28 protein-coding genes are annotated in these 24,841 nt (G+C 45.1%); 16 read left to right on the top strand and 12 right to left on the bottom strand.

Going from position 1 to position 24,841, the window contains the following annotated elements; translation table 11 throughout:
* Positions 1-15 precede the first annotated feature (15 nt).
* The 3 genes from B5444_RS06495 to B5444_RS06485 are packed head-to-tail and all read right to left on the bottom strand — an operon-like array spanning position 16 to position 2,815.
* Positions 16-651, bottom strand: coding sequence for a septal ring lytic transglycosylase RlpA family protein (locus B5444_RS06495; protein ID WP_079654409.1), 636 nt, complete (start codon positions 649-651; stop codon positions 16-18).
* Positions 648-2,411, bottom strand: coding sequence for a penicillin-binding protein 2 (mrdA, locus tag B5444_RS06490; protein ID WP_079654408.1), 1,764 nt, complete (start codon positions 2,409-2,411; stop codon positions 648-650). The genes B5444_RS06495 and mrdA overlap by 4 nt, the downstream gene beginning before the upstream one ends.
* Positions 2,408-2,815: a phosphate-starvation-inducible PsiE family protein gene (locus tag B5444_RS06485; RefSeq protein WP_079654407.1), complete on the bottom strand. Its 408-nt coding sequence runs from the start codon at positions 2,813-2,815 to the stop codon at positions 2,408-2,410. Before B5444_RS06485 ends, mrdA begins: the two co-directional genes overlap by 4 nt.
* 17 nt (positions 2,816-2,832) lie before the next feature.
* On the opposite strand from B5444_RS06485, the gene B5444_RS06480 reads away from it, so the two are divergent.
* Positions 2,833-4,248, top strand: a complete 1,416-nt coding sequence (locus B5444_RS06480; protein WP_079654406.1) for an amino acid permease — start codon at positions 2,833-2,835, stop codon at positions 4,246-4,248.
* Here the strand turns inward: B5444_RS06480 and B5444_RS06475 are convergent.
* Together B5444_RS06475 and B5444_RS06470 are read right to left on the bottom strand one after the other, a co-directional pair.
* Entirely contained in the window at positions 4,245-6,551 is a 2,307-nt protein-coding gene (locus B5444_RS06475) for a ribonucleoside-diphosphate reductase subunit alpha (protein ID WP_079654405.1), read from the bottom strand. The genes B5444_RS06480 and B5444_RS06475 overlap by 4 nt on opposite strands.
* Positions 6,552-6,616: 65 nt before the next feature.
* Positions 6,617-7,924: a M23 family metallopeptidase gene (locus tag B5444_RS06470; protein WP_172838439.1), complete on the bottom strand. Its 1,308-nt coding sequence runs from the start codon at positions 7,922-7,924 to the stop codon at positions 6,617-6,619.
* A 19-nt stretch (positions 7,925-7,943) separates the two neighbouring features.
* On the opposite strand from B5444_RS06470, the gene B5444_RS06465 reads away from it, so the two are divergent.
* Together B5444_RS06465 and hisS are read left to right on the top strand one after the other, a co-directional pair.
* Entirely contained in the window at positions 7,944-8,774 is an 831-nt protein-coding gene (locus B5444_RS06465; protein ID WP_079654403.1) for an ATP phosphoribosyltransferase regulatory subunit, read from the top strand.
* Positions 8,775-8,801: 27 nt separating this feature from the next.
* Positions 8,802-10,013: a histidine--tRNA ligase gene (gene hisS, locus B5444_RS06460; protein WP_079654402.1), complete on the top strand. Its 1,212-nt coding sequence runs from the start codon at positions 8,802-8,804 to the stop codon at positions 10,011-10,013.
* On the opposite strand, the gene B5444_RS06455 is transcribed toward hisS, so the two are convergent.
* Positions 9,997-10,392, bottom strand: coding sequence for a septal ring lytic transglycosylase RlpA family protein (locus tag B5444_RS06455; protein WP_079654401.1), 396 nt, complete (start codon positions 10,390-10,392; stop codon positions 9,997-9,999). The two genes, hisS and B5444_RS06455, sit on opposite strands and share 17 nt — an antisense overlap.
* A 55-nt stretch (positions 10,393-10,447) precedes the next feature.
* Between B5444_RS06455 and gatA the strand changes: the two genes are divergently transcribed.
* From gatA to nusB, 7 genes are all read left to right on the top strand, one after another.
* The gene (gene gatA / locus B5444_RS06450; RefSeq protein ID WP_079654400.1) at positions 10,448-11,893 is read left to right on the top strand and encodes an Asp-tRNA(Asn)/Glu-tRNA(Gln) amidotransferase subunit GatA; all 1,446 of its coding nucleotides are present in this window, start codon (positions 10,448-10,450) and stop codon (positions 11,891-11,893) included.
* A 68-nt stretch (positions 11,894-11,961) separates the two neighbouring features.
* Complete coding sequence (locus B5444_RS06445; protein WP_231967108.1) at positions 11,962-12,480, top strand: tRNA threonylcarbamoyladenosine biosynthesis protein TsaB; 519 nt, start codon at positions 11,962-11,964, stop codon at positions 12,478-12,480.
* Positions 12,455-13,381, top strand: a complete 927-nt coding sequence (locus tag B5444_RS06440; RefSeq protein ID WP_079654398.1) for a tRNA (5-methylaminomethyl-2-thiouridine)(34)-methyltransferase MnmD — start codon at positions 12,455-12,457, stop codon at positions 13,379-13,381. The genes B5444_RS06445 and B5444_RS06440 overlap by 26 nt, the downstream gene beginning before the upstream one ends.
* On the top strand, positions 13,375-14,127 hold the full coding sequence (gene trpA / locus B5444_RS06435) for a tryptophan synthase subunit alpha (protein WP_079654397.1): 753 nt from the start codon (positions 13,375-13,377) through the stop codon (positions 14,125-14,127). Before B5444_RS06440 ends, trpA begins: the two co-directional genes overlap by 7 nt.
* 13 nt (positions 14,128-14,140) lie before the next feature.
* Positions 14,141-15,010 carry a pantoate--beta-alanine ligase gene (panC, locus tag B5444_RS06430; protein WP_079654396.1) on the top strand — a complete coding sequence of 290 codons (870 nt, stop codon included), beginning with the start codon at positions 14,141-14,143 and terminating at the stop codon, positions 15,008-15,010.
* A complete protein-coding gene (ribH, locus tag B5444_RS06425) occupies positions 14,997-15,461 on the top strand; it encodes a 6,7-dimethyl-8-ribityllumazine synthase (RefSeq protein ID WP_079654395.1) in 465 nt (154 codons plus the stop codon). Before panC ends, ribH begins: the two co-directional genes overlap by 14 nt.
* A complete protein-coding gene (gene nusB / locus B5444_RS06420; RefSeq protein ID WP_079654394.1) occupies positions 15,458-15,886 on the top strand; it encodes a transcription antitermination factor NusB in 429 nt (142 codons plus the stop codon). Before ribH ends, nusB begins: the two co-directional genes overlap by 4 nt.
* Here nusB and B5444_RS06415 read toward each other — a convergent pair.
* Positions 15,837-16,163 carry a hypothetical protein gene (locus B5444_RS06415; protein ID WP_079654393.1) on the bottom strand — a complete coding sequence of 109 codons (327 nt, stop codon included), beginning with the start codon at positions 16,161-16,163 and terminating at the stop codon, positions 15,837-15,839. The two genes, nusB and B5444_RS06415, sit on opposite strands and share 50 nt — an antisense overlap.
* Before the next feature lie 20 nt (positions 16,164-16,183).
* On the opposite strand from B5444_RS06415, the gene B5444_RS06410 reads away from it, so the two are divergent.
* From B5444_RS06410 to B5444_RS06400, 3 genes are read left to right on the top strand one after another with little or no spacing between them, the layout of a single operon-like run.
* Positions 16,184-16,753 carry a DeoR family transcriptional regulator gene (locus B5444_RS06410; RefSeq protein WP_079654392.1) on the top strand — a complete coding sequence of 190 codons (570 nt, stop codon included), beginning with the start codon at positions 16,184-16,186 and terminating at the stop codon, positions 16,751-16,753.
* Entirely contained in the window at positions 16,750-17,103 is a 354-nt protein-coding gene (gene acpS / locus B5444_RS06405) for a holo-ACP synthase (RefSeq protein ID WP_079654391.1), read from the top strand. The genes B5444_RS06410 and acpS overlap by 4 nt, the downstream gene beginning before the upstream one ends.
* A complete protein-coding gene (locus B5444_RS06400) occupies positions 17,100-17,975 on the top strand; it encodes a D-alanine--D-alanine ligase family protein (protein WP_079654390.1) in 876 nt (291 codons plus the stop codon). Before acpS ends, B5444_RS06400 begins: the two co-directional genes overlap by 4 nt.
* On the opposite strand, the gene B5444_RS06395 is transcribed toward B5444_RS06400, so the two are convergent.
* From B5444_RS06395 to gmk, 4 genes are read right to left on the bottom strand one after another with little or no spacing between them, the layout of a single operon-like run.
* Complete coding sequence (locus B5444_RS06395; RefSeq protein ID WP_172838438.1) at positions 17,961-19,601, bottom strand: lytic transglycosylase domain-containing protein; 1,641 nt, start codon at positions 19,599-19,601, stop codon at positions 17,961-17,963. The two genes, B5444_RS06400 and B5444_RS06395, sit on opposite strands and share 15 nt — an antisense overlap.
* Complete coding sequence (locus B5444_RS06390; protein ID WP_079654388.1) at positions 19,598-20,005, bottom strand: hypothetical protein; 408 nt, start codon at positions 20,003-20,005, stop codon at positions 19,598-19,600. Before B5444_RS06390 ends, B5444_RS06395 begins: the two co-directional genes overlap by 4 nt.
* Complete coding sequence (gene rpoZ / locus B5444_RS06385) at positions 19,998-20,225, bottom strand: DNA-directed RNA polymerase subunit omega (protein WP_079654387.1); 228 nt, start codon at positions 20,223-20,225, stop codon at positions 19,998-20,000. The genes B5444_RS06390 and rpoZ overlap by 8 nt, the downstream gene beginning before the upstream one ends.
* Entirely contained in the window at positions 20,209-20,877 is a 669-nt protein-coding gene (gene gmk / locus B5444_RS06380; RefSeq protein ID WP_079654386.1) for a guanylate kinase, read from the bottom strand. Before gmk ends, rpoZ begins: the two co-directional genes overlap by 17 nt.
* A gap of 40 nt (positions 20,878-20,917) precedes the next feature.
* Between gmk and nuoE the strand changes: the two genes are divergently transcribed.
* From nuoE to hemW, 3 genes are read left to right on the top strand one after another with little or no spacing between them, the layout of a single operon-like run.
* Entirely contained in the window at positions 20,918-21,382 is a 465-nt protein-coding gene (gene nuoE / locus B5444_RS06375) for an NADH-quinone oxidoreductase subunit NuoE (protein WP_079654385.1), read from the top strand.
* A complete protein-coding gene (nuoF, locus tag B5444_RS06370) occupies positions 21,357-22,628 on the top strand; it encodes an NADH-quinone oxidoreductase subunit NuoF (RefSeq protein ID WP_079654384.1) in 1,272 nt (423 codons plus the stop codon). Before nuoE ends, nuoF begins: the two co-directional genes overlap by 26 nt.
* Positions 22,625-23,710, top strand: coding sequence for a radical SAM family heme chaperone HemW (gene hemW, locus B5444_RS06365; RefSeq protein ID WP_079654383.1), 1,086 nt, complete (start codon positions 22,625-22,627; stop codon positions 23,708-23,710). Before nuoF ends, hemW begins: the two co-directional genes overlap by 4 nt.
* On the opposite strand, the gene mqnE is transcribed toward hemW, so the two are convergent.
* Positions 23,683-24,777: an aminofutalosine synthase MqnE gene (gene mqnE, locus B5444_RS06360; RefSeq protein ID WP_079654673.1), complete on the bottom strand. Its 1,095-nt coding sequence runs from the start codon at positions 24,775-24,777 to the stop codon at positions 23,683-23,685. The two genes, hemW and mqnE, sit on opposite strands and share 28 nt — an antisense overlap.
* Between the last annotated feature and the right edge of the window lie 64 nt (positions 24,778-24,841).

Here is a 24,841-nt window from a genome sequence, read left to right as displayed (position 1 = left end):
TAATAGTATAAGTTCTTAATCTCCACACCTTAAAACTTTCGCTCTTATCTTGATGACACCCCTTCCCAACATACCCAACTCCTTTGCAGCACCGTAAGACAAGTCGAGGATTCTGTCATCTTTAAGAGGTCCCCGGTCTACTACCTTGACCACAACCTTTTTATTGTTTTCTAAGTTCTGTACTTCCAGAAGTGTCCCTAGAGGAAGGTCTCTGGAAGCTGCGTACATACCCATCATGTTATACACTGTTCCGTACGCGCTCTCCCTTCCATGGTAAGGCTCCCCATACCAACTTGCATATCCTTCGACGTACGATGGACACCTAACTATACCTTCCTTGCCACACCTCTCTACTTCTAGCCTGGCTCTGAAGGGATCCTTACCAAGATAATTCGAGTATCTATAAGGTAGGCACAAGCCTTCTACATCTTCTCTCCTAAACACGGCTATGGTTATATGCTTACCATTCTCTTCGTTTGTTACCTTCACTTTGCTTCCTGTTTGTACCAAGTTGCTAAAAGCTTTTGGATATTCGCAGTATCTGGCCGTTGTTCTGATAACCTTTGGACAGTTTACTTCCAAGTACTTTTCCCTTTCTTCCACTTTGACAGCACAGGAGCTTATAAACACCAGGAAGAGAAACCAAATCATAGCTCTTTGTTTATACCCTCCGCGTAGATCCTTTCAAGTATCCTTCTGGCTATGGGAGCGGCTGCAGATCCTCCCGAGCCTCCATGCTCTACTATAACTCCTATTATGAAGATAGGATCCCTGTAGGGGGCAAAGCCAACAAACCATGCATGATCCCTCAGATGGTACGGAAGGTTTTTCCTCTTGGAGCTTAGAGGAGACACCTGCGCTGTCCCAGTTTTACCCGCTATGTCTACTATTCTTGAGAAGGCTGAAGTGGCCGTTCCACGCCTTACCACATCCCTTAAAGCTTCCCTAACCAAAGCGAAGTGTTCCAAGCTGGTTTGTACAACTTTAAACACTTTTCTTTTATTCTGCCAGACGGTCTTACCCTCCGGATCTCTTATTTCCTTCACCAGGGTTGGTGTGTATATAACCCCATCGTTAGCTATACCCATCATCATAAGACACTGCTCAAGAAGTGTGGCTGAGATGTAACCTTGTCCTATGGACATGTTTACTGTGTCTCCACCAAACCAGTGTTGTTTTAACTTCTCTTTCTTCCATCTTGGGTTGGGAATAAAGCCTTTGCTGTGTTTTAGTTCAAAAGGGATTTCTTCACCGTAGGTGAAGGATCTTAGGGTTTTCTCTATGCCTGAAGGTCCAAGGTTATAGTAACCGTGATAGTAAAAGTAAACGTCACAGGAGTTTACTATAGCTTCTTTTATGTTTTGGAAGCCATGGCCGTGTCTGTTCCAACAGAAGAAATCTTCGTTCCCCAACACGAACACTCCTCTACATACTACACCCTGTGTGGTGTTTCTCCTTAACAGCTCTATAGCTAGCGCTGGCTTTATAACGGAAGCTGGTGGATACTTGGCTTGCAGGCACCTGTTGAAGAGGGGTTTGTAAGGATCCTTTATGTACTCTTCCCATAGGTCTGCTATACGGTTTGGGTCATAAGAAGGGTAGCTCATAAGACACAGAACTTCACCAGTCCTTGCATGTAGTATGAGAACACCCCCCGCTTTGTGTCCCGACTCTTTGAAAACATCGTAGGCTATCTTTTGTATGCGGGCGTCTATGGTAAGCACCACTGTATTTCCTACCCTGGGTTCTATCCTCCTAAGAACCTTTATGGGTCTTCCTGTGGCGTCCACCATTACCTCCTCTCCTCCTACATAACCCAGGAGTTCTTGATCAAAGACTCTTTCTATTCCTGCCTTTCCCACTAGGCTCTGTGTGGCTATTCTTCCTTGGTACTTAGCAAGTTCCTGCTCGGTAGGATACCCTACGTAACCCATCACATGAGCACATGTCTCGGCCATAGGATAGAACCTTTCTGGTAGTATATCCACGAAAAAGCCCTGTAGCTTGTAGCTGTTGTTATAAAAGAGGTCAAGCTCCTCCTGGGTGTTTATCTTCTTTATGGGTATAGGTTGGTATCCTTTTAGAGATGTCTTTAGCTTTTCCTCGGATAGTTCTAAACCGAAAAGCTCCTTAAGTGTTTTTAAACTGTTTTCTAGCTCTGTTTTGTCTTCTAACCTTTGTGGATCGAGGAATATCATGTATCTTGGCACATCGTAAGCAAGCTTAACTCCGTTCCTGTCTAGTATGTATCCCCTTTCGGGATACAAAACTCTTAATCTGAGGTAGTTTTTAGTGGAGAGTTTCTTAAAATACTCTCCCTTTATGATCTGCATGTAAAAGAGTCTTACAAGTACTATCATGTATAGGAATAGGGACAGTATAAAAAGGAAGAAGAACCTCCTTCTGGTCATTTTAGCTTATGAATCTGGCTAAGCATACGTGCAAGAACGACGCCGCCTATGCCCAAGGACCATAAAAACACGTCCAGACCAGACATTTTCCCCTCAAAGAGCTTCAGCATAAATTCTCTGGTAAGGAATGCAAGCAGAACATCCATAAGTATATCAACCCTTATTCTGTCGTACTCAAAGAAGTCTATAAAAGCTCTTATTAGTTCAAGAACTACAACAAGTGATAGCACATTTGTTACAAGCTCTTTAAAACCTAGTCTAACCGTTTCCTCTGTTACGGTTAAACCCAATTCTAGTGTAGTCCTTGCAAGACCTATAAAGAGGGCAACTATAAGTATTACCAGAGTTACGTTAAAGGCGATGCGGATAAAGATTCTGTAAACTTTTAAAACCAGTTCTTGCATGTTTATAATTTTACTTTATGGTTATCAAAGAGCTTTTTAGAAAAAAGTACTACGAAAGTGAATGTTCTGTCTTTGAACCCAAGCTTGGAGTCTTAGACCTGACGAGCATAGGCATCGGCGCTATAATAGGTGCCGGAATCTTCGTCATAACTGGTAAGGTAGCAGCTAACTATGCTGGTCCAGCTGTAGTTTTATCCTTTATTCTAGCTGGTGTAACAACAGCCATAAGTGCTCTTATATATTCAGAGCTCAGCACGCGCTATCCCGTGGCAGGAAGTGCCTACAGCTACACATACGCCACCCTTGGAGAAATCTTGGCTTGGCTGGTAGGGTGGAACCTTGTGCTAGAGTATGGACTCTCGGTAGCTGCCGTTTCTGCAGGATGGTCCGGATACATGCGTAGCATACTGGAAAAGGAGTTGGGTCTGAGTATACCTAAGGTTATATCCGGAGCCTACGAGCCACAAAAAGGTACTTACTTTGACCTCTTTGCCTTTTTGGCTGTCCTAGTTGTGTTTGGTCTCCTCTACAGGGGAGTGAAGGAATCTGCTCGTGTGAATCTATTCATAGTGATGGTAAAGCTCTTTACTCTAGGTCTTTTCTTGGCTACCGGACTTTTCTTCATAGGCATAGACCTTTCTAATCTTACACCTTTTATACCCCCTCCTGGTAAGAACAGCATGGGAGAGGATGCTTATGGATGGTTTGGTATCCTGAGAGCGGCTAGCATAGTCATATTTGCATACCTTGGGTTTGACGCTGTATCTACCGTGGCGGAAGAGGCTAAGAACCCCACAAAAACCGTGCCCTTAGGCATAATGTTCGCAATGCTCATAAGTACCTTCCTGTACATATCTGTTAGCTTTACTCTGACGGGCATTGCACCTTACAAAGAACTGGATGTGGCGGAACCTCTTGCCAAGGCTATGTACATGCACAGCCATACCTTGATAGGTAACATAATAGCCATAGGTGCCATCATAACCATAACGAGCGTGATGATAACCATGGGGCTTGGTTTTACAAGGGTTGTTTATGCCCTTGCCAGAGATGGATTACTCTTTAGTAAATTGGCAGAGATCCATCCTAAGTACAAGACACCCCATGTGGCCACATTGGTTGGAGGGCTTTTTATAGCCCTGATTGCTGGTTTTGTACCTCTCACACAGCTTGCCGAGCTTGTGAACGTAGGTACACTGTTTGCCTACTTTACGGTGGGTGTTGCAGTACTCTACCTTAGGCTCAAGAAAGCGCCGCCATGTGGCTACACAGTACCCATGGCTTACTTGCTAGTGCCCATAAATCTATTCCTAATAATGCTAGTTGTTTCTGCTCTTCCTGCTCTCACGTGGAAGAGGTTTTTGTTGTGGTGCCTTATAGGTATGGCCATATACATTCTGTATGGTTATAAAAACGCCAGGAGGCAGGCTTAGGCGCTGCAGCTTTCGCATTCTTCTATGTCCGTTAAAGACCTGCTCCTGACGTAGTAGACAGTCTTGAGTCCAAGCTCCCATGCCATCATGTAGTAGCTAAGCAGTGTGGGTCCATCTATGTTTTCAGGATCTATGAAGAGGTTGAGAGATTGGGCTTGGTCTATCCATTTCTGCCTTTCTGCAGCTGCGCGTATGGACCACCTTTGGTCTATGTGGTAGGCACTCTTGTAGTGCCAGAAGTACTTGTCTACTTCGGGTGGTACCTGCGGGAGTATACCGGACATGTTCTCCTCTTTGTAGAACTTTGCAAATATGGGGTCTACTGATGGGGTAGCTCCTATTATCAGGGATGTGGAACCTGTAGGCATTAGAGCAAGCAAGTAAGCATTCCTAATTCCGTACTTTTTGACATCTTCGGCAAGTCCTATCCAATCTAGTCCATTGGTTGACATAGTTTGGTTCTCTTCCGGTGTCCTTCCAAAGAATATGCCCTTAGACCAGTCTGACCCATCAAACAGTGGATACTTACCCCTTTCTTTTGCAAGCTCCATAGAGCTCTTTATGGCGTAGTATGCTATCCTTTCGAACAGGGAGTTGGCAAACTTAAGGTGCTCTTCAGACTCCCAGGAAATGCCTTCCTTTACAAGCAGATAGTGGTAGTTGCTAACCCCTATACCTATAGCTCTGTAACGTTTATTGGTGTACTCTGCTTCCTTTATGGCGTAGAAGTTTATACTTATGACGTTGTCAAGCATACGCACTAGTATAGGCATGACCCTTTCAAGATCTTCCTTAGTGTGTACCTTTCCTAGATTGATGCTCCCTAGGTTACATACTACCACGTCCCCAGATTTCTTTTTGTGTATTATGGTACCATCCTCTAAAAGTTTGTCTTCGAGGTGAGTAGTCGTAGACATGTTCTGAACTATCTCCATACATAGGTTGGATGAGTAGACCATACCTGCATGTTTGTTAGGGTTTAGTTTGTTTGCTGTATCCCTGAAGAACACATAGGGTTCACCTGTTTCAAAAATTACAGACAGGAGTCTTTTAAAAAGTTCAAAAGGATCCACCTGCCTTTTGGCGTAATCTGGTAGGGTCTTTTCCAGATGTTGGTAGAGCTCTTCAAACTCTTCTCCGTAGAAGTCTTCTAAGTTCTTTCCATCTTTTACGTTCTTGCAGTAGTAAGGATCCAACAGCGTCCAATAGACTTCCTTACCCTCTAGTCTTTCCCTTAGCCTTTTCATAAACAGGTCTGGTATGGATACTGCAGGGTGTATGTCGTGCGCCTTCTTTCTCTCATCTCCTACGTTAGTCTTTACCTCCAGGAAGTCGAGTATATCCTTATGCCATATGTCTAGTGTAATGGATGCGGATCCTTTTCTCATTCCCAGCTGGTCTACGTAAACCATCACGTCGTTAAGGATCTTGACTACGGGCAGAACTCCCGAACTTGCACCCTTGAATTTCCTGATAGGAGCCCCAGTTGCCCTAATCTTACCTAGGTATATGCCAAGGCCTCCTGCGAACTTGGATATCATTCCAGCTTTTTGAACGTTGTCAAATATGTCGTAAAGATCATCATCTACTGTCAGGACAAAGCAAGAAGAGAGTTGGGTAAAAGGCCTTCTTGCGTTCATGAGTGTGGGGGTTGCTAAAGAAACTTCGTGTTTGGACAGAACATCGTAAAAGATCTTGGCCCAACGTATTCTATCTTCTTTCTTTTCAGGTACGGCAAGGCTCATGGCTATGAGCATGTACATCTCCTGAGGAAGCTCTATTATCTTTCCTTCTTCGTCCCTAACAAGGTACCTGTCGCACAGGATCTTTATACCTACATAGTTAAAGAGCAGGTCCCTATCAGGGTTTATGTAACGCGCAAGCTCATCTATCTCATCCTTGGTGTAGTTCTCGAGAAGGTACTCTCCATATATGCCCTTCTCAGTGTAAGTTTTTATAAGGTCGTAGAAGCTATCAGGGTTGTATGGCTTGTACCTACCGTTTAGCTTGTCCTTTACTTTGTACCCTCTTAGATGTCCTACATCTTTGTAAAGGTCATAAAGTAAGAGCCTCGCAGCTACATACTGCCAATCGGGAGTTTGTGGAGATATCTTCTCTGCAGCAGTCCTTATGAGGAGCTGCTGTATCTCCTTGGTAGTTATACCTTCTCTGAACTGTATATGAGCGTCCGCTTCGAGCTCAAGGGGGTCTACGTTAAGCCCTTTACATGCAAAGTCTATGACCACTCTAATCTTTGAAATATCAAGGTTCTCCTTTCTACCAGAACGTTTGATTACATGCATGGTATTGACCTCCTGGGGTTGGGTCTTTTTACCTAATAGGAGTATAAGGGGTCTTTTCTAGAAACTTACCTTAAAAATTCTCCATCCTTTAGGTAGTTTTCCATCCACCTCCTGTCCAGCCAGTAGACAGGGTTAACTTCATAACCATTCACAAGTATACCAAAGTGCAGGTGATCCCCTAGAGCTAGACCTGTTTTTCCCGTCTTACCTATGGTCTGACCCTTTTTAACGTAATCACCAGGCTTTACATATATTTCAGACAGGTGTCCGTACAGGCTCATAAGACCCAGGCCGTGATCTATCAGGACTAAGTTCCCGTATATTCCTAGCTGACCTGTATAGACTACCACGCCCGAGTTGCTAGCTGGGACGTCAGCCCTCTCTACAGAGGCAAAGTCATAGCCCATATGCACACTGCTGCTTACCTTCTGACCTTTGTAGTAGTAATCCCTTGCATCTCCGTAGGTGGCCACTACTTTGCTGTTGGGAAGCTGAAGAAATGGACCATTCCACAACTTTCTAGGTTCGCTCTTTGTAGAGAGTTCTTTCAGTCTTTGTACGTTCTGACTTCTCCACTCTTCGTTGACCTTCTTAAAGGCTTCCAAGGGAGAAAGACCTGCAGCCTCCTGACCAAGCAGTGGGTATATCTCCCTCTGTATAAAGGAATCATCTATATGTATAACGTCCTTTTTAAACCTTCTTTGCTTTACTCCAACTGTATATGTAGCTTGTGATGTATTTCCTACCTCATCCTCAAGCACTACCTTCACAGAAGCCTTTTCGGAGATGTCTAGCTTGACTGGAAGTATGGCAAAGAAAAGATCTGTACCCACCTTGTACATAGGATACCTTTCCTCGTTTAGGTAGGCCCATCCTTGCATAGCTTTTTTGGACCTTACGTACACAGGAATAACGCTTCCTAAATCCGCAGTGCTTGGTATATACTCTAGTTTTAGGTCGGGTGGTACCGTTGAAACAAGTGCCCTTACCTTGTAAGACCTCCTAGTAAGAAAGCCACCTTCAAGGTCTACGACGACCTGTGCCTCTCCGTCCCTCAGACCAAGCTCCTTAGGTTTTATGGAGAAACTTACCTGTCCGTTTTGGGGTGCTCCCTCGTAGACCTTCAGCTTCTTTCCATCCTGCTCTACAAAGACCGCCACCTTTTCTGGAGTGGGGTTCACTTTAAGGGTGTAACTTGAGTCTATCCCGATACGGCTAAGTCTTTCCAGGTTTTCAACCTTTGGAGCTTTCCCAAAGAGGTTGTAACCTGTGTAGAAGAAGAGCAGCATAAGGAGAAACATTGCAAGGGTTCTTATAGCCTTTATGAACCTCTTCCTTTCGTGCTTACGCCCAAAATCTGTCCTATACCTCACAGTAAAGTAAAATAGTACCATGCTTCTTGGTGACTGGGTTTTCTTCTCCTTTGAGGATTCACAGAAAATACAGCGCTACCTTCAGGTGGCCTTTGATGTGTTTTCCGACTACAGGTTTGTCGTGCTTCCCACCTTGGAAGAGTCTGGTTTCTCTGACTCTATCGGTGTATGTTACGGAAAAGGTCTTAGTCTGAGGAAGGATTTTACCCTAAGCTTGGCTAGGTTTATATCTTCTTACAGATACGTAGAGCTACCTGCAAAGGTCTTCTACTTTGGGAACGTCTTCAGGAGGGAACCGCAGACGGAAAGCTACCAGGTGGGATGTGAGCTTTTAGGTTACAGAGGTATCGATGCAGAAGTTGAGGTCATAAGGAGGCTCTACACCTTTTTGAAGGGCTGCGGACTTGAGAACCTCACTGTAAGCGTTGGTCATACCCTAATAGTCCAAAAGCTTTTAGAGCTATACCCTAACAGAAAAACACTCCTTATGTACCTTATGCAGAAAAATTACCGTGCCCTTAAGGACCACCCTCAGCTATTAGAACTTCTCTTTACCCAAGGAGGGGAAGAAGTGCTTCATGAGTTTGCTCAAAAGCATCCGCAGTTAGAAGAACCACTGAATGAGCTCCTGGAACTCTCAAAGAAGCTCCCTGACGTAAACATCACCTTTGACCTTTCTGAGATAAGACCGCAGGATTACTACACGGGGGTGGTCTTTGAAATATTCCATCCAGACGTAGGTCAGCCTCTAGCTGGAGGTGGTAGGTATGATAATCTGTACCCAAGCTTTGGGCTTGAAGTGTGTGCTGTAGGTGGAGCTGTGTACATAAACACGCTCCTAGAGGTATAATCTCTACTTCTTAGAAGGAGGTCCTGGTTGAGCTTCCAAAAGGTAAGAGGCTTTCACGACCTTTTTGGTGAGGAATTAAGAAAGTTTAGGCACGTCTCTAACACTGTCAGGGAGTACCTGAAAAGGTACAACTTTGAGGAGATAATCTTACCTGTTGTAGAGTACGCCCAGCTCTTTGAGAGAAGCATAGGAGAGTTTACAGACATAGTTCAAAAGGAGATGTTCGTATTTCCAGACAAGAAGGGGAGACTTTTGGCCTTAAGACCAGAAGGTACAGCAGGAGCTGTAAGGGCCTACGTGGAGAACAAGATTTACGCTCTTAAACCTTACTGGAAGGTCTTTTACGAAGGTCCTATGTTCAGGTACGAAAGACCTCAGGCAGGACGCTACAGACAGTTTCACCAACTTGGAGCCGAAGTGTTCGGTATACTGGATCCTATAGTGGACGCTGAGATGATAAACCTAATCTACAAGGTTGTGTCTGAGCTTAAGATCGATGCACATATAGAGATAAACTCCATAGGATGTAGAAAATGTAGACCAGCTTACAGAGAAGCCCTTGTGGAATATCTAGAATCCGTTTCCGGCCATCTGTGTGATGTCTGTCTGGAAAGAAAAGATAAAAACCCCCTTAGGGTACTTGACTGCAAGGTTCCCACATGCCAGCAGGCTGTCTATCATGCTCCAAAGATGGTAGATTTCCTCTGCGATGAGTGTAGGGAACACTACGAAAAGCTAAAAGAGTACCTCAACATGATGGATGTGCCTTACGTAGAAAACTACAACCTTGTGAGAGGGCTCGACTACTACACGAAGACAGTTTTTGAGATAGTCTCGCAGGAGCTTGGGATAACTATAGTGGCTGGCGGAAGGTACGACTACCTTGTGGAAGACATGGGGGGACCACCCACACCAGCCGTAGGCTTTGCCGTGGGGCTTGAAAGGGTAGCTCTGCTCGTGAAAGATCTACCTGAGGAAGAACCTTTGTACTTTATAGTTGCCTTTGATGAGGTACGGGACTACGCTCTCAAAGTGGCGGACATTTTAAGGAACGAGGGTAAGAGGGTTGAACTCTCCTACAAGAGAGGATCCATAAAGAAGCAGCTTGAGCTTGCAAACAAGCTAAAGGCAGACTATGCTGTCATAATAGGTCCAGACGAAAAGTCCGAGGGAAGCATAACGCTAAAAGACCTGCATACAGGAGAACAAAAGAAAGTATACCTCAGTACGTCTTTATAAGGCTCTCTATAGGATCCTCTTCCGTCTGAGCTACACACTGAAGGGGCCTTACCTCAACTTTCGCGATACCTTTGTTGAGAAATCCCAGCTTTTTTGCTGCACTCTTAGATAGGTCTATTATCCTATTTCTTCCGAAAGGTCCCACGTCGTTGACCCTGACTATGACCTCCTTACCATTCTCAAGGTTTTTCACCAACAGATAAGTGCCTATGGGAAATGCTCTTGAAGCTGCTGTGTATTTGGTCTTGTGGAAGATCTCGCCGCTCGCCGTCTTCCTTCCATGGAAGTCATTACCGTACCAGGATGCATATCCTACCTCACTCTTGCATTCGTAAGCAAATGCAACAGTGAGGAGGATAAGAACTGCGAGCTTCCTCATGCTCCACCTCCTTTATAGGTTTTGGCAAACAAGGAGATTATACTATAATGATTGCATGCAACTCTATAAGCTACCTACCTATGAAATAATACAACTTTTGAGAAAAGGAGAGGTAAAACCTTCTGAAGTTCTGGAGAGCTTTTTCCAAAGGTTCAGCTCCACCGAGGAGAAGATAAAGGCCTTTATAACGCCTCTCTACGAACAAGCATTGGAACAGGCAAAAGCTATGGATAGTAGACAGCCAGAGGGTAGACTCTTTGGCATACCCATAGCCATAAAGGACAACATAAACGTAAAGGGATACAGAACTACGTGTGCCTCAAAGATTCTAGAGAACTATATCTCACCCTATGATGCCACTGTGGTGGAAAAGTTAAAACAGGAAGGGGCCATAATAATTGGCAAGACTAACATGGATGAGTTTGCCATGGGATCATCTACAGAGTACTCGGCCTTCTTTCCTACCAAGAACCCTTGGGATCTTGAGAGGGTACCGGGTGGCTCCTCTGGTGGTTCCGCTGCCTGCGTGAGTGCTATGCAAGCTCCGCTTTCGTTGGGTTCTGACACGGGTGGTTCCATAAGGCAACCGGCCTCCTTCTGTGGTGTTATAGGTCTAAAGCCTACCTACGGAAGAGTATCCCGTTATGGCCTTGTAGCTTTTGCCTCATCTCTGGATCAGATAGGACCTTTTGGTAGAGTCACCAAGGATGTAGCTCTGTTACTTGAAGTAATATCGGGTTACGATCCTAAGGATTCCACGAGTGCTAACTTGCCAGTACCTGCCTATTCTCAAGAGGTGGAGGACCTTCCTAAGGGTTTACGTGTAGGGGTTCCAAAGGAGTTCTTTGAGTTTTCCATGGATGAGAAGATAAAGAGTGTGTTTGACGACTTTTTGAGAGCTTTAGAAAAACATGGCTTTACTGTGGAAGAGGTGAGTCTTCCTCACGTTAAATACGCTATAGCTTGCTACTACATCATAGCACCCTCTGAGGCTTCCTCAAACCTTGCCAGGTACGATGGAGTAAAGTACGGCTACAGGACTAAAGAGTATAAGGATCTGTATGAGATGTATGCGAAGACCAGGGACGAAGGCTTTGGTCCTGAAGTGAAAAGAAGGATCCTGATGGGAACCTATGCCCTATCCGCAGGCTATTACGATGCCTACTACCTAAAAGCTCAGAAGGTTAGAAATTTGATAAAGAAGGACTTTGAAGAGGCCTTCAAAAGGGTGGATGTGATAGCCTCACCTACCAGCCCTACGGTAGCCTTCAAGTTTGGAGAAAAAACTCAGGACCCTATACAGATGTATCTGTCAGACATATTCACCGTTCCTGCCAATCTGGCTGGACTTCCAGCCATTTCTTTCCCCATTGGTATGGTAGATGGCCTTCCCGTAGGTGGACAGCTCATGGGTAAACCCTTTGACGAATCTACACTTCTTAGAGTTTCTTACCTTTGGGAACAGATATACCCCCATTACAGCCACGAACCGCCCTTATGAGATTACTCTCCATAGATACATCCTTTTCCTTTTTCAACTTCTCCTTAGTAGAAGACGGCAGACTCATCATGTTGTACTACCAAGATACGGGGAAGAAGACCCTTGAGCTTTTGCCTTCTGAGCTTAAGAAACACAACGTGCATCCTGCTGAAGTAGACGCGCTAGCTGTATCTTTAGGCGTAGGTTACTTTACATCCTTGCGCATAGGCATAACCTTCGTCAAGACTTGGGCATACTTGTACAAAAAGCCAGTGGTAGGTTACGAAAACTTAAAGCTAATGCTTCTATACTCGGACGTAAAAGAGCCTAAAACGGCCCTCTTAAGGATAAGCAATAAAACCTTTGCCATGTCTATGCAGAACGAAAGCTTTAGCGAGCTTTTTCTGTTGGAAGAAAGGGAACCCATAGGTGTCACCATAGGTTTAGCAAACCAAAAGGTGCAGGCCGATGTACTTTTAGAACTTTTTCCCTTCTCCTTCTACGGTGCTCTCTGGGCCTTGGAATACCTAAAGGAGAACCCAGAAGGACAAAATCCCTTCCTGCTTGAGCCCATATACCCAGATGCAAAACCTAGAGGAACTGCTTGAAGAGTTACTCTTAGAGCTTAAGATAGACCTACCTAAAGAGAGAAGGGACCGGGTCATAAAAGATATACAGGCATGGTTATACCCTTCCCTGCAGGCTAAAGGTAGAGTACTGACTGAAGACGGTACCTTTACCCTGGTAAGTGACGAGTATGGGGAGCCGTACCACAGCGTCTATGCCGGTGCTCTCACCGAATGCTTGGAGAAGTTCATAAAACCTTCACGTGTCTTAGATTGGGCAAAAAACCTGCAAGAGCTAAGGGTCTTGGATGTAGGCTTTGGGTTAGGATACAACTTGAGTGTCCTTATAGTTCAACTTAGAGAAAAGTATCCAAACCTCCGCATAAAAGCCATATCTTTGGAAAAGAGACTTCAAAAGGATATTCCCCTTCTTCCCGGAAAGTACGGAGAGATCCAAAAACTACTCTTGGAAAATCTTCCAAGCTTTGAAGCAGATTGTATAAGCTGGCGTCTTCTTTTGGGTGATGCCAGGGAAAGTATAAAAGACCTTTCGGGTTTTGGCTTCCACCTTGTGCTACACGATCCCTTTTCTCCTTACAAAAACCCTGAACTTTGGAGCTACCACTTTTTGCAGAAGATAAAGGAGAGCATGCATGAAGAAGGTACTTGGATCTCCTACAGTGCCTCTCTGCCTGTCAGGAAAGCTCTCAAAGAACTAGGTTTTTACCTTGAGGGCACGAATCCTGTAGGTAGGAAGAAGGGAGGAACATTGGCCAGGTTAAAGGGCAAAGATCTCCTTCCCGATGACGAGCTTAGGAAGCTTGATACCTCTCCTTACGCTGTACCCTTCCTAGACCCAGATCTGAAGGATTCTCCTCTTAGGATATTGGTGAGGTACAGGCTTCATGTGGAGGTCCGCTGTCTTAAAATGTTCCCATGCTAAAAAAGAGGAAGCTTTTGGTCTCGTACCTTATGGTAGGTTACCCAGACTTTCAGACTTCTTTGGATGCCTTCCGCATCCTTTTAGAAGAAGGGACAGATATACTAGAAGTGGGTTTTCCCTTTTCGGATCCTGTGGCAGACGGACCCACCATACAGATGGCTCATGAAGTGGCCTTAAAAAACAACATAAAGAGTAGGGACGTTTTTAACCTGTGTAACATCCTAAAGAAGGACTTTCCGCACGTTCCCTTCCTGGTGATGACTTACTACAACCCCATACACAGGATAGGGCTTGAAGAGTTCTGCAGAAGGGCAAAAGAGAGCGGTGTTGACGGTTTTATAGTCCCGGACCTTCCGCCAGAAGAGTGTGATCCTTTAAAGGAGTACACTCAAAAGCATGGTCTTTGGCTTGTACTCCTTGCTTCTCCCACAAGCACCGAAAAGAGGTTAAAGCTCATATGTCAGAAGACTGATGAACTTACCTACTTTGTTTCCCTAACAGGTACCACTGGAGAGAGGGAAGAGCTTCCCCTGGAGAGGCTAAAGGAAAAGCTACAAACTTACAGATCCTTATGCGATAAGAAGGTAGTAGTAGGCTTTGGCGTTTCCAAAGGTTCCCAGGCTAAGCAGATAGCCAAGTTTTCGGACGGTGTGGTGGTAGGAAGTGCGCTGGTCAAGCTAGTCGGTCAGAAGAACCTTGAAGGCCTAAGGGAGAAGATTCAAGAGCTAAGAAAAGCATTGATATAATAATTTCTAAGCTATGCCAAAGCTCTTTAGAAAAGTCAGAGAGATAAGAAACTTCCTTAGGAGCTTCAGGTGTTCTAACGACAACAGCAATAGTATAGGCTTTGTACCCACTATGGGCTATCTACATAAAGGACACAGGGAGCTCATAAGAAGGTCTAAACTTCAGAACGATCTTACGGTGGTTAGCATATACGTAAACCCGCTTCAGTTTGGTCCTGGAGAAGACTATGAAACCTATCCAAGAGATTTAGAAAGAGACTTGACCGTATGCGAAGAAGAAGGGGTAGATGTGGTCTTTGCTCCTACAGACGACGAGATGTATCCAGAGAAGCCTACCATAAAGATTGAGATACCAGGCCTTACCGATGTATTAGAGGGTGCTTACAGACCTGGACACTTCAGCGGAGTTGCCACTGTAGTCTTAAAGCTCTTTAACATAATCCAGCCTGATAGAGCTTACTTTGGGGAAAAGGACTTCCAGCAACTCAAGGTAGTTCAAAGGCTTGTAAAAGATCTCTCCATACCTATAGAGATAGTACCTGTGCCCACAGTTAGAGAGGAAGATGGTCTTGCAGCCAGCTCAAGGAACACCTACCTAAAGGAAGAGGAAAGACAAGCTGCAACAGTAATATACAGGTCTCTGCTCTTAGCCCAAAAACTTTTTAGCTCCGGCACCAGAAATGCCAAGGACATAAAAGAAGCAGTCCTTAGAGCTTTGCTTTCTGAAAAGCTTGTCTCAAAAGTAGACTACGTGGAAATTGTGGATGAAGAGTTTAGGATAAGGGATGATCAGGTAATGGAAGGGGACAGGCTCCTCGTGGCTCTCCGTGTAGGGAAGGTTAGACTCATAGACAACTGGAGGTTTGGCGATGAAGCTGTATGAGGGACATCTTAAGGCGGAAGGTTTCTCCTTCGGCATAGTGGCCAGCAGGTTCAACAGCCTTCTTGTGGACAAGCTCGTGGATGGAGCTTTGGACTGTCTTAGAAGACATGGAGCGCAAGAAGATAGAATAGTCCTCGTAAAGGTGCCAGGTTCCTGGGAGATACCTCTAGCTGTAAAGGAGCTAACTCAAAGGGATCATATAGATGCTGTGATAGCCTTGGGTGTGCTCATAAGAGGTCAAACACCCCACTTTGAGTACATAGCCAACGAAGTTTCAAAGAGCCTTGCTCAGATAAGTTTAGAGACGGGTAAGCCTGTAACCTTTGGGATAATAACAGCAGACACTTTAGAGCAGGCTGTGGAAAGAGCTGGGACAAAACAGGGAAACAAGGGATGGGAAGCTGCCATGTCTGCAATAGAGATGGTAAACCTACTTAAGTCTATGCGATGATATATAAGCAGAAGGCAAGGGAGGATGCCTTTTTAGTTCTCTACCAGTGGGACATAAAGGGGGATCCTTTGGAGGATCTCGTGGAAGAAGTTATAAAGCTCAGAAACATAACCTACTCAGAACGTAGAAGGTACCTAAGAAAGCTCATAAGAACCTACATGCAGAAGGCTAAGGACGTGGACAAGGCCATCTCTGAATCTCTTATCAGTTGGGACTTTGACAGGCTTGGGTACATAGAAAGGGGTATATTAAGGGCTGCTTTCACAGAGCTTCTCTACGTAAGACCTAAGAACATCAAAAAGGTTGTAGAGGATTACGAAGATCTGGCGGATAAGTACGCTGGAGATAAGGCCAGAAAGTTTGTATCGGGTATCCTTAAAGCCCTTGAAGGTAAGCTTTCAACCACTCAAGAATCTGACCAGTAGCTGCCCTTATATCTTTTTCCTGTACATGGTAGACGAGAAGGCCCTTATCGTTTATGCTAATGTTCCTATCTGTAAGCATCAACAGAAAGGCTCTGTCTGGTAACCTTATGCTTTTCAGATAGTTTTCTAGATCTTCTCTCGCGTAGAACTTATTCGCGTACTCCATATGGGATATGCGCACAGTCATCTTGTACTTTCTTTTTAACTCAACAGCTACTGCAAGCATAAGCCTCTTTTCTAGGTTTCCTATGCATACCAGATAAAAAAAGCCGTTCATGATTATGTTAAAATTAACCCGTGGACAGGAAAGAGGAAATACTAAAGCTGATCGGAGAAGGATACAGGACCGTAAAGGCTCTTGCACAACACTTTGGTGTCTCCCTAATGACCATATACAGGGATGTCAGGGAGCTTGAGAGGGAAGGGAGGATAGTAAGAAGACACGGCGAGCTTCTGCTTAAAGACGAAGTAGAGACCAAAGAGGAGCTTCACAGGTGCAGCTACTGCAGTAAGCTCGTGGACGAGAGGCTGGAGTTTGTGTACATACTCGAAGGCAATAGGAAGGTAAAGGCCTGTTGCGCCCACTGCGGGCTTCTTCTATACAAAAGTATAAACAAGGAGAAGATAGAATCCTGTATGACGTACGACTTTATAACGGGTAACCCTATTAACTGTTTCTCTGCGTGGTTTGTCGTGGGCTCGGCAGCGCTGCCATGCTGCACACCTTCAGCCATAGCCTTTGCCAGAAAGGAAGACGCTGAGAAGTTCGCAAAGGGTTTCGGAGGAGAGGTTTTAGACTTTAGCAAAGCTGTAGAAACTATTGAAAGGCTTATGAAGCTGGGAACTCCGGTAACCTTTAACCTGTGAGTCTGGGTATAGACATAGTCAAAAACGATAGGATCAGAAAGGCTGTAGAGAAGTATGGAGAACGTTTCCTCAAAAGGATCTACACTCAGGAAGAACTTGCTTACTGCAGTCAGTCGCAGAACTTCTACGAATGTCTCTCTGCAAGGTGGGCGTGTAAAGAAGCTGTCATAAAGGCCGTCTATCAAAAAACTGGTTTGCTTCTGAGGTTTTCTGAGATTGAAGTGCTGGGCAATAGAGGAAAGCCAGCCACTGTAAGGTTGCTCAGAGAAGAGCTTAAAAGTTTAAAACTTTTGGTTTCCATCTCTCATGAGAGAGAATACTCTGTAGCCGTTGCTATAATTTGGGAATGAGGGTAGTAGTTCTTATGGGAGGGCCATCGGCAGAAAGAGAGATATCATTGCGCTCAGGAAAGGCCGTGGCAGATGCTCTAAGGTCCCTAGGGTACGAAGTCTTTACCTTAGATCTGGCTCCAGACGTATGTCAGAGGCTCTTGGAAATAAGGCCAGACAAAGTATTCATAGCGCTGCATGGTCCTTACGGAGAAGATGGAAGGCTGCAAGGACTTTTGGACATCCTCGGCATACCCTACGTGGGGAGTGGACATCTTGGTAGTGCTATAGCCATGGACAAGGACATCTCCAAAAAGATTCTTAGCTACCATGGTATACCTACCCCCAGGTGGATATGTGTAAGGGATAAGGACATTGATTGGGATTGGGAAGATTTCCCTGCTGTAGTAAAGCCTTCAGACCAAGGTTCAAGTGTAGGACTCTACATAGTAAACAGCCCCGAGCAACTAAAGGATGCGGTTAAAGAGTGTCTTAAACTCACAAAAAAGGTGCTCGTGGAGGAGTTCATAGACGGTGTTGATGTAACAGTAGGCATCTTGATGGGCAAACCTCTACCACCCATAGAGATAAGACCACGAAAGGGTGTTTATGACTATGAAAGCAAGTACACGAAGGGTATGACCGAATATGTTTTCCTAGAAGATGATAAGTTGATAGAAGAGCTACAGGATTTGGCACTGAATGTGTTTGAAGTTCTAGAGCTTAAGGATCTTGCAAGAATAGACTTTAGAGTGTCTAAGGAAGGAAAAGCGTACTTCTTGGAAGCGAACACCATACCTGGCATGACAGAGCTTAGCCTTTTCCCTATGGCGTGCCAAAAAGCCGGCATAGGATTTGAAAGGATGGTGGAGATGCTCTTAGGGGAAGGATGAGTAGATGTAGTAGCCTTGGAGCACTCTCTTTACGTAGTTCCTGGTCTCCGCGTAAGGTATCATCTCTATGAAGAGGTAAGGGTCTGTGTAGTTGGGCCACTTGGCCACTGTGTTCTCACCGGCGTTGTAACTGGCCACAGCCCTGATTACGTCTCCCTTCCACAGGTCTAAGAGATACCTAAGGTAGAAAACTCCAAGCTGTACATTCTGGCGTGGTTCAAAGAGGTCAAAGCTTTCTAGACCTAAAAGCTTGGCCATCCTCTTTGCCGTGGGTTCTATGAGCTGCATAAGACCCTTGGCGTTGGCCGCAGAGACTGCGTAAGGGTCAAAAAGACTCTCCTGTCTGATTACTGCAAAGACCAGGTTTGGATCTACGTTGTACTTCCTGCTGTAATAATTCACGTACTCCCTATAGGCTTTTGGGTAGGCTACAGCCCTGAAAACGTCTGAGTTTGCTCCATACTTTTTGGCGGCCATCCATATGGCCACGAAGGGATCTACCTTAGAGATGTAGACTATGTCAGCTGGTGACATAAGATCTATCCTTTTTACAGCCTCCTTCCTTGCGTAGTAGTCAAACCCTGCCTTCTTTATGGCTTCTACTGTGAGAGCCTGTTTAGGTAGTTCAGAATCCGCAAAGACTGCCCTCAACACTCCAAAGTCCAAAGGTTTGCCAAGATACATACTTGCCACCAAGGAATAAAAGCCTGTTCCTTCGGAACTTCGTCTTAGGTAGTCCAGTGCAATATCTTCCTCCCCAAGGACCTTGTATGTCTTGTAAACCCAAAAGCTAGCCCTTGCGTACTCTTCTTCATCCTTGGCGACGTTGGAGGCTTCTAAGAAACTATTAAGTGCTTCTCTGTAGCGTCCCATGGAATAAAGGATAAGACCCCTCAAGAAGTTACCCTCAAAGCTGTGTCTTGCCAAGCTTAGGTATTCAAAAGCCCTTTGAAGATGACCATCCGACATGTATAGCTTTCCTGCCAGAAGGGCTAGCTTTGCATCTTCTTGTACAAGCCTATCTACAGCCTGCTCATCACCTTGTTTATAGTAGACTCTAAGAAGGGTCTCCTTGGACTCCTTTCTGTTGCAATCCTGTAGTATGCTGATGCCCTTCTGAAGGTCTCCAAGGCGCACGTAGCTGCTTCCGAGCAGATGACAGGCCTCTGGGAGGTAGTTGTTCTCTAAAAATTCCACGACTGCTCTGTACTTTCTGTGTCTGAAAAGCTCCGTAGCTATCTGAAGTCGCATCTGCGGATCCTCTACCCTGACGGACCCTGCCCACTCGGAGAAGAGATATGGGCTTTTCAGAAAACCCTGCTTAGGATCTAGGGATAGCCTCTGCCATAACTTCTTGAACTCTTCCTTGAGGTCTGGCTTTAACTCTCTTGGGTTGATAGAAAGAAGGTAACTTTTTGCCTTTTCCTCTTCACCCTTTGTATAAAAGACCTTAGCAAGGAGGAGTTTTAGATCGTCCAAAAATACAGCATCAGGATACTCTTTTACTATTCTCTCCCCTAGTTCTGTATCGTTATTTCGCTTGAACTCTATGAAAAGTTTGTATTCCGTGGGCAGGAGTTCTTGTGCATGCAGAAAGCTTATCAGGATAAGTATTAATAGGATCACCTTATGTAGACTATAGATAGAACTATCAGGATACCTAATATCGTGTTTACCCATACAAGGCCTGGTATGGGCGAAAGCTTACCCTTCCTGTACAGAAAGAAGTATATGTAGGAGAATATGAGGAACATGAGAAAGAACAAAAAGAGCTTAAAGTGGAATATGGGGTTCTGGTAGAAGTCTTTCCTGTATGAATGCCACAGGTACATGCCTGTCAGGAGGAGTACAGCTATTGAAAGCCAAACTGCAGCAAAAAACCTGCCGTAGACCTTTCCCATAAGTTCAAACTTTTGCTCTTGAGTCTTTAGAACATTCAAAGAGGGCCTTAAGAAGATAAGCGTGTATATCATACCGCCTATCCATACCATAGCGAAGAGGATATGTAAGGCTAGGAGACTTTTAACCACCCTGGTTCTCCTCTTTTATACTTACCTTTACTCTACCCTCAGCTATGTCTTGTATGGCCTGGAAGGTTTTTTTGATGAGCCTACCCGTCTTTCTGTCCCTTATGAAAATGTCCTCTCCTTCCTCCATGAGCTGTAGTGTTCTCTTTACGGCGGCGTGTACAAGTTCGTACCTTGAACGGACTTGCTTCATAGCCTGCTCTATGTTAGGCCTTTCGCTCATGTTTAACACCTCCGAACAGCTTACACTCAGAGTTAAGTATTATATACCTTAACCTTTCATCATGTACGTAGTCTTGGATGTTTTCTAAAAATGCTTCTCTCGAATGTCTGTGGGAGAGGATGATGTTCCTTATGGTGTCTACCGTTTCGTCCAGAAATTCGTTGACCACTAGATAGTCAAAAAATCTGCTGCAGGCTATCTCCTCCTCTACAGACTTCAAGCGCTCCTCTATGTTTTTGTCCCTGTGACTTCTTGATTTTATGCGCCTTTCTAACTCTTCAAGGGAAGGAGGCAACACAAAGATAAGAACGCTATCCTTAAACTTTTCCTTTACGGACCTTGCACCCTGAACGTCTATAACAAGCAAGCAGTCTTTACCCTCTTTTAGAATCCTTTCTACCTCCCAGATAGGTGTTCCGTAGTAGTTTCCGTACACGATGGCGTATTCCAAGAAGTTACCCTCTTTTATATGCTTTTCAAACTCCTCCTTTGACATAAAGTAGTAGTCAACGCCGTGTTTTTCACCAGCTCGCCTTTCCCTTGTAGTTGCAGTTATAGCCCTATCTAAGCGTTTTACGGATTCTAGGAGCTTTTTGGCTATAGTTGTTTTACCTGCACCAGAAGGTGCAGAAAGAACGTAAAGATTTCCCATCTTTACACTATTATACCCCACAGGGTTTATAATTAAATCTATGCTTGATGAGGCCTTACTGAAGAAACTTCAGGAGCATATAAACTACTTTCCCAGGAAAGAGCAGTCTGTACTCCTGTGTCTTCACGAGATCCAAGATTACTACGGGAACATACCCGAGTTTGCCATAAAAGAGCTTGCACAGCTCCTCGAGGTTCCTCAAAACCACGTGGAGAACGTGGTTGCCTTTTACGATATGTTTGACAGGGGTATTCCTGCTAGGCACAGGATAAGGGTATGTGTAAGCGTGGTATGCCATCTTATGGGTAACAAAAGGTTGATAGATGCTCTGAAGGAGATACTCAAGGTAGACTTTGGTGAGGTTACTCCTGATGGAAGGTTCAAGCTCATTGGGGTGCAGTGTATCGGAGGATGCTCCGAGGCACCCGTCTTTATGGTAGACAACGACACCTATAAATTTGAAAGTAAGGAGAAGCTCCATGAGATCCTTTCCAAATATACTTAACATCTACGCAGAAACTGCTCTTAACATGCTGCTAAAGAGGGCCAAAAAGCCAAAGACTCATACCATAGAGGAGTATCTGGCCGACGGAGGGTACAAGGCCTTAGAGAAGGCCCTCAGTATGAAGCCTGAGGAGATAATAGAGCACGTAGAAAAAAGCGATCTTAGGGGCCGTGGTGGTGCAGGATTTCCAACGGGAAAAAAGTGGCGTTTTGCTGTAGCCAACCCGGCACCCAGGTATCTCGTATGCAACGCGGACGAGTCTGAACCAGGTACTTTCAAAGACAGGGTGCTTATAGAGAGAGATCCCCACCTGCTAATAGAAGGTATGATCATATCTGCCTACGCCATAGGTGCTAACGAAGCCTTCATATACATTAGGGGTGAGTATCCAGCCGGTTACTACATACTTAGGAATGCTATAGAGGAGGCAAAAAGGTACGGTTTTCTGGGTAAGAACATCTTGGGCAGCGGTTTTGACCTTGAGATATACGTAGCCAGAGGAGCAGGTGCTTACATCTGTGGTGAGGAGAGTGCTCTTATAGAGTCCTTAGAAGGTAAGAGGGGCTTTCCCAGGATAAAGCCTCCTTATCCGGTGCAGCATGGACTCTGGGGAAGGCCTACGGTGGTCAACAACGTGGAAACTCTGTGTAACATACCCTTCATAGTGAGCATGGGCTGGGAGAACTACAAGTACATAGGGCCAAGTGACTATCCAGGCCCTAAGCTTTTCCCCATAAGCGGAAAGGTCAAGAAGCCTGGTGTCTACGAGCTTCCCATGAACACAACTCTACGAGAGGTTATCTTCAAGTACGCTGGTGGAACCATAGGAAACAAGAAGGTAAAGGCCGTATTCTCTGGAGCTCTGGATGCTTTTTCGGCGGACGAGCTTGACACTCCCATGGACTACTCTCCCTTTGGCTTTGGTGGAACTGGTACTGTCATAGTTCTCACCGAGGATGATGACCTTATGGAGGCTTGCTACAAAATAGCCGAGTTCTATGCTCATGAGAGCTGTGGGCAGTGTACTCCATGCAGAGTAGGAACCCACGAACAAGAACACCTTTTGAAAAAGATCCTAAAGGGAGAGGCTACAGAAGAAGACTGGGAAGGCTTCATATTCGTCAACAGGCACATACAACCTACTTCCATATGTGGACTCGGTGCCGTGGCAGGCAGGCTGATAAAACAGGTCATGGAAAAGTTCCCAGAGGAGGTTGAGGCTTATAGGAAAAGAGTAAAAGCTTGATAGAAGGTCTGTACATACACGTACCCTTCTGCCACTACAAGTGTTTTTACTGTGACTTTGTTTCCTTCGTGCTAGAACCACAGGAAGAGTATCTAGATCTGATACTTAAAGAGATCCAACTCTACTCCGACCTTGAGTTTTCTTTAAGGACTGTGTACTTTGGCGGTGGCACTCCATCCTTGATAAAACCCTCCTGGTACAAAAGCTTCTTTGAAAAGCTCTCTAAACTGGTAGACCTTTCTAGGGTAGTTGAGGTATCCATTGAATGCAATCCAGAGGACTACTCTTATGATGACTACAGAGAGCTTTTGGATATAGGTTTTAACAGGCTTAGCATAGGTGCCCAGAGTTTCACCAAAAAGGGGCTTTCTGCCTTGGGGAGGAGACATGAACCTTCAGACGTAATAAAAGCTGTGGAACAGGCACACAAGGCAGGTTTTGAGAACATAAGCGTAGACATCATATACGGCTACGAGGGCCAAACCCTTAAAGACTTGGAAGAGGACATAAGCTTTGTTCTCTCTCTACCTGTAAAGCATGCATCCTTCTACATGCTCACACCTTACGAGGATACTATCCTTGGACACATGTACTCGGAAGGCAGGATAAGCCTTCCAGATGCTGATCTTCTTGCGGATATGTTTATGACCATAAGCGAAAGACTCTCTGCCTTTGGCTTTGTACACTATGAAATATCCAACTATGCACTGCCGGGATACGAGTGCAAACATAACATCCTATACTGGACCCATGGAGAGTTTTTAGGGCTGGGTGTTTCTGCATGGAGCTTTGCAAAAAATGTAAGATGGGGGAACACGAAAAACATAAACCTTTATAGGCAGAAGATCCTTGAAGGAGAAAGACCCATCTACCAAAGGGAAGTGCTTGAAGGTAAGGAGCTCGTCAAAGATTATCTCTTTGTAGCTCTTAGAACCAGCTTGGGAGTTCCTGAAGACTACAAAACTTACATACCCGAAGAGCTTATGGAGTTTTTCGTCCACGAGGGTGGGAGGATCAGGCTCACAGAGAGGGGTATGCTTCTTTTTAACAGCATTTACGAGAAGATAGCTACAGGATTGTAGAAGGTGTCCCTCTCCACGGGGATCTTACCAGCACCTCTTATGAGCTCTATGAGCTTCTCCTTGGAGTGTTGGTACGCTGACTTGGTACCTGCCGAGTGTACTATTTTTTCCTCTCCTATGGTACCGTCAAGGTCATCTGCACCGAAGTTTAGAGCTATCTGGGCTATCTTCTCACCCAATGTAACCCAGTAAGCCTTTATGTGAGGAAAGTTGTCCAGGTATATGCGCGATACGGCTATAGTTTTAAGGTCATCCACAGAGGAAGTCCTCTTGCCACCTAGCCTAGTTCCCTCCGGCCAGTAAGCCAAGGGTATAAAGACCTGAAAGCCTCCTGTCTCGTCCTGAAGCCTTCTTAACCTTTCCATGTGGTCTATACGATCTTCGTAGGTCTCTACGTGCCCATAGAGCATGGTGGCGTTGGTTGGAATACCAAGCTCGTGCGCCGTTCTATGTACCTCAAGGTACTGTTCTGCGTTAGCCTTGTAGGGTGCTATTATGTTCCTTACCCTAGGAGAGAAGATCTCACCACCACCACCAGGTAGAGCAGAAAGACCTGCCTCTTTCAGCTCAAGGAGGATGTCTCTGTAGCTTTTACCGGATATCTTGGACATGTGGTGTATCTCTATGGCTGTCCATGCCTTTATATGCATCTGGGGAAATCGCTCCTTTATGATTCTTACAAGGTTTATGTAATCCTCGTACTTCCAGTGTGGTGGGATACCACCTACTATGTGGACTTCTCTACCACCCTGCAGGTATGTGTCCTCGACCTTTTTGAGGATCTCCTCTAGGGTCATCTCGTAGGCTCTTGGGTCTGACTTGGTCACTCCAAAGGCACAGAAGTTACACTGGTATATACACACGTTGGTGGGGTTTATCTGCCTGTTAACTATGAAGAAGGCAAAGTTAGAGTTTTTCTTCCTGTTTACGTACTCAGCTAGGTATCCCAGGAAAGGCAAACTTGCCCTTTCAAACAGGTAAAGCCCTTCTTCAGGGCTTATCCTTTTACCCTCAAGGACCTTCTCTCCTATCCGTCTAAGGTTTTTATCCTTCACATGCGCTATCATGGCAAAATAGCCTACTACCCAAGCCATACAGAACTGTACAGCTTGGGTGCTGGGGTATTTGTAT

This window comes from Thermocrinis minervae (assembly GCF_900142435.1).
Classification (GTDB): domain Bacteria; phylum Aquificota; class Aquificia; order Aquificales; family Aquificaceae; genus Thermocrinis_A; species Thermocrinis_A minervae.
Note: the sequence above shows the minus strand (reverse complement) of the source record. Positions and strands in the feature narration are given on the sequence as shown.

What these genes read in the sequence shown, in the direction of transcription:
- B5444_RS06480 (WP_079654406.1), top strand. Translation starts at nt 2,833, where the DNA reads ATGGTTATCAAAGAGCTTTTTAGAAAAAAGTACTACGAAAGTGAATGT.
- trpA (WP_079654397.1), top strand. Translation starts at nt 13,375, where the DNA reads ATGCTAAAAAAGAGGAAGCTTTTGGTCTCGTACCTTATGGTAGGTTAC.
- nuoE (WP_079654385.1), top strand. Translation starts at nt 20,918, where the DNA reads ATGCTTGATGAGGCCTTACTGAAGAAACTTCAGGAGCATATAAACTAC.
- ribH (WP_079654395.1), top strand. Translation starts at nt 14,997, where the DNA reads ATGAAGCTGTATGAGGGACATCTTAAGGCGGAAGGTTTCTCCTTCGGC.
- B5444_RS06455 (WP_079654401.1), bottom strand. Translation starts at nt 10,392, where the DNA reads ATGAGGAAGCTCGCAGTTCTTATCCTCCTCACTGTTGCATTTGCTTAC.
- nuoF (WP_079654384.1), top strand. Translation starts at nt 21,357, where the DNA reads ATGAGATCCTTTCCAAATATACTTAACATCTACGCAGAAACTGCTCTT.
- rpoZ (WP_079654387.1), bottom strand. Translation starts at nt 20,225, where the DNA reads ATGAGCGAAAGGCCTAACATAGAGCAGGCTATGAAGCAAGTCCGTTCA.
- panC (WP_079654396.1), top strand. Translation starts at nt 14,141, where the DNA reads ATGCCAAAGCTCTTTAGAAAAGTCAGAGAGATAAGAAACTTCCTTAGG.
- gmk (WP_079654386.1), bottom strand. Translation starts at nt 20,877, where the DNA reads ATGGGAAATCTTTACGTTCTTTCTGCACCTTCTGGTGCAGGTAAAACA.
- B5444_RS06440 (WP_079654398.1), top strand. Translation starts at nt 12,455, where the DNA reads ATGCAAAACCTAGAGGAACTGCTTGAAGAGTTACTCTTAGAGCTTAAG.
- B5444_RS06445 (WP_231967108.1), top strand. Translation starts at nt 11,962, where the DNA reads ATGTTGTACTACCAAGATACGGGGAAGAAGACCCTTGAGCTTTTGCCT.
- B5444_RS06475 (WP_079654405.1), bottom strand. Translation starts at nt 6,551, where the DNA reads ATGCATGTAATCAAACGTTCTGGTAGAAAGGAGAACCTTGATATTTCA.
- B5444_RS06415 (WP_079654393.1), bottom strand. Translation starts at nt 16,163, where the DNA reads ATGAACGGCTTTTTTTATCTGGTATGCATAGGAAACCTAGAAAAGAGG.
- gatA (WP_079654400.1), top strand. Translation starts at nt 10,448, where the DNA reads ATGCAACTCTATAAGCTACCTACCTATGAAATAATACAACTTTTGAGA.
- B5444_RS06485 (WP_079654407.1), bottom strand. Translation starts at nt 2,815, where the DNA reads ATGCAAGAACTGGTTTTAAAAGTTTACAGAATCTTTATCCGCATCGCC.
- nusB (WP_079654394.1), top strand. Translation starts at nt 15,458, where the DNA reads ATGATATATAAGCAGAAGGCAAGGGAGGATGCCTTTTTAGTTCTCTAC.
- mqnE (WP_079654673.1), bottom strand. Translation starts at nt 24,777, where the DNA reads ATGATAGCGCATGTGAAGGATAAAAACCTTAGACGGATAGGAGAGAAG.
- mrdA (WP_079654408.1), bottom strand. Translation starts at nt 2,411, where the DNA reads ATGACCAGAAGGAGGTTCTTCTTCCTTTTTATACTGTCCCTATTCCTA.
- B5444_RS06465 (WP_079654403.1), top strand. Translation starts at nt 7,944, where the DNA reads ATGCTTCTTGGTGACTGGGTTTTCTTCTCCTTTGAGGATTCACAGAAA.
- B5444_RS06495 (WP_079654409.1), bottom strand. Translation starts at nt 651, where the DNA reads ATGATTTGGTTTCTCTTCCTGGTGTTTATAAGCTCCTGTGCTGTCAAA.
- B5444_RS06400 (WP_079654390.1), top strand. Translation starts at nt 17,100, where the DNA reads ATGAGGGTAGTAGTTCTTATGGGAGGGCCATCGGCAGAAAGAGAGATA.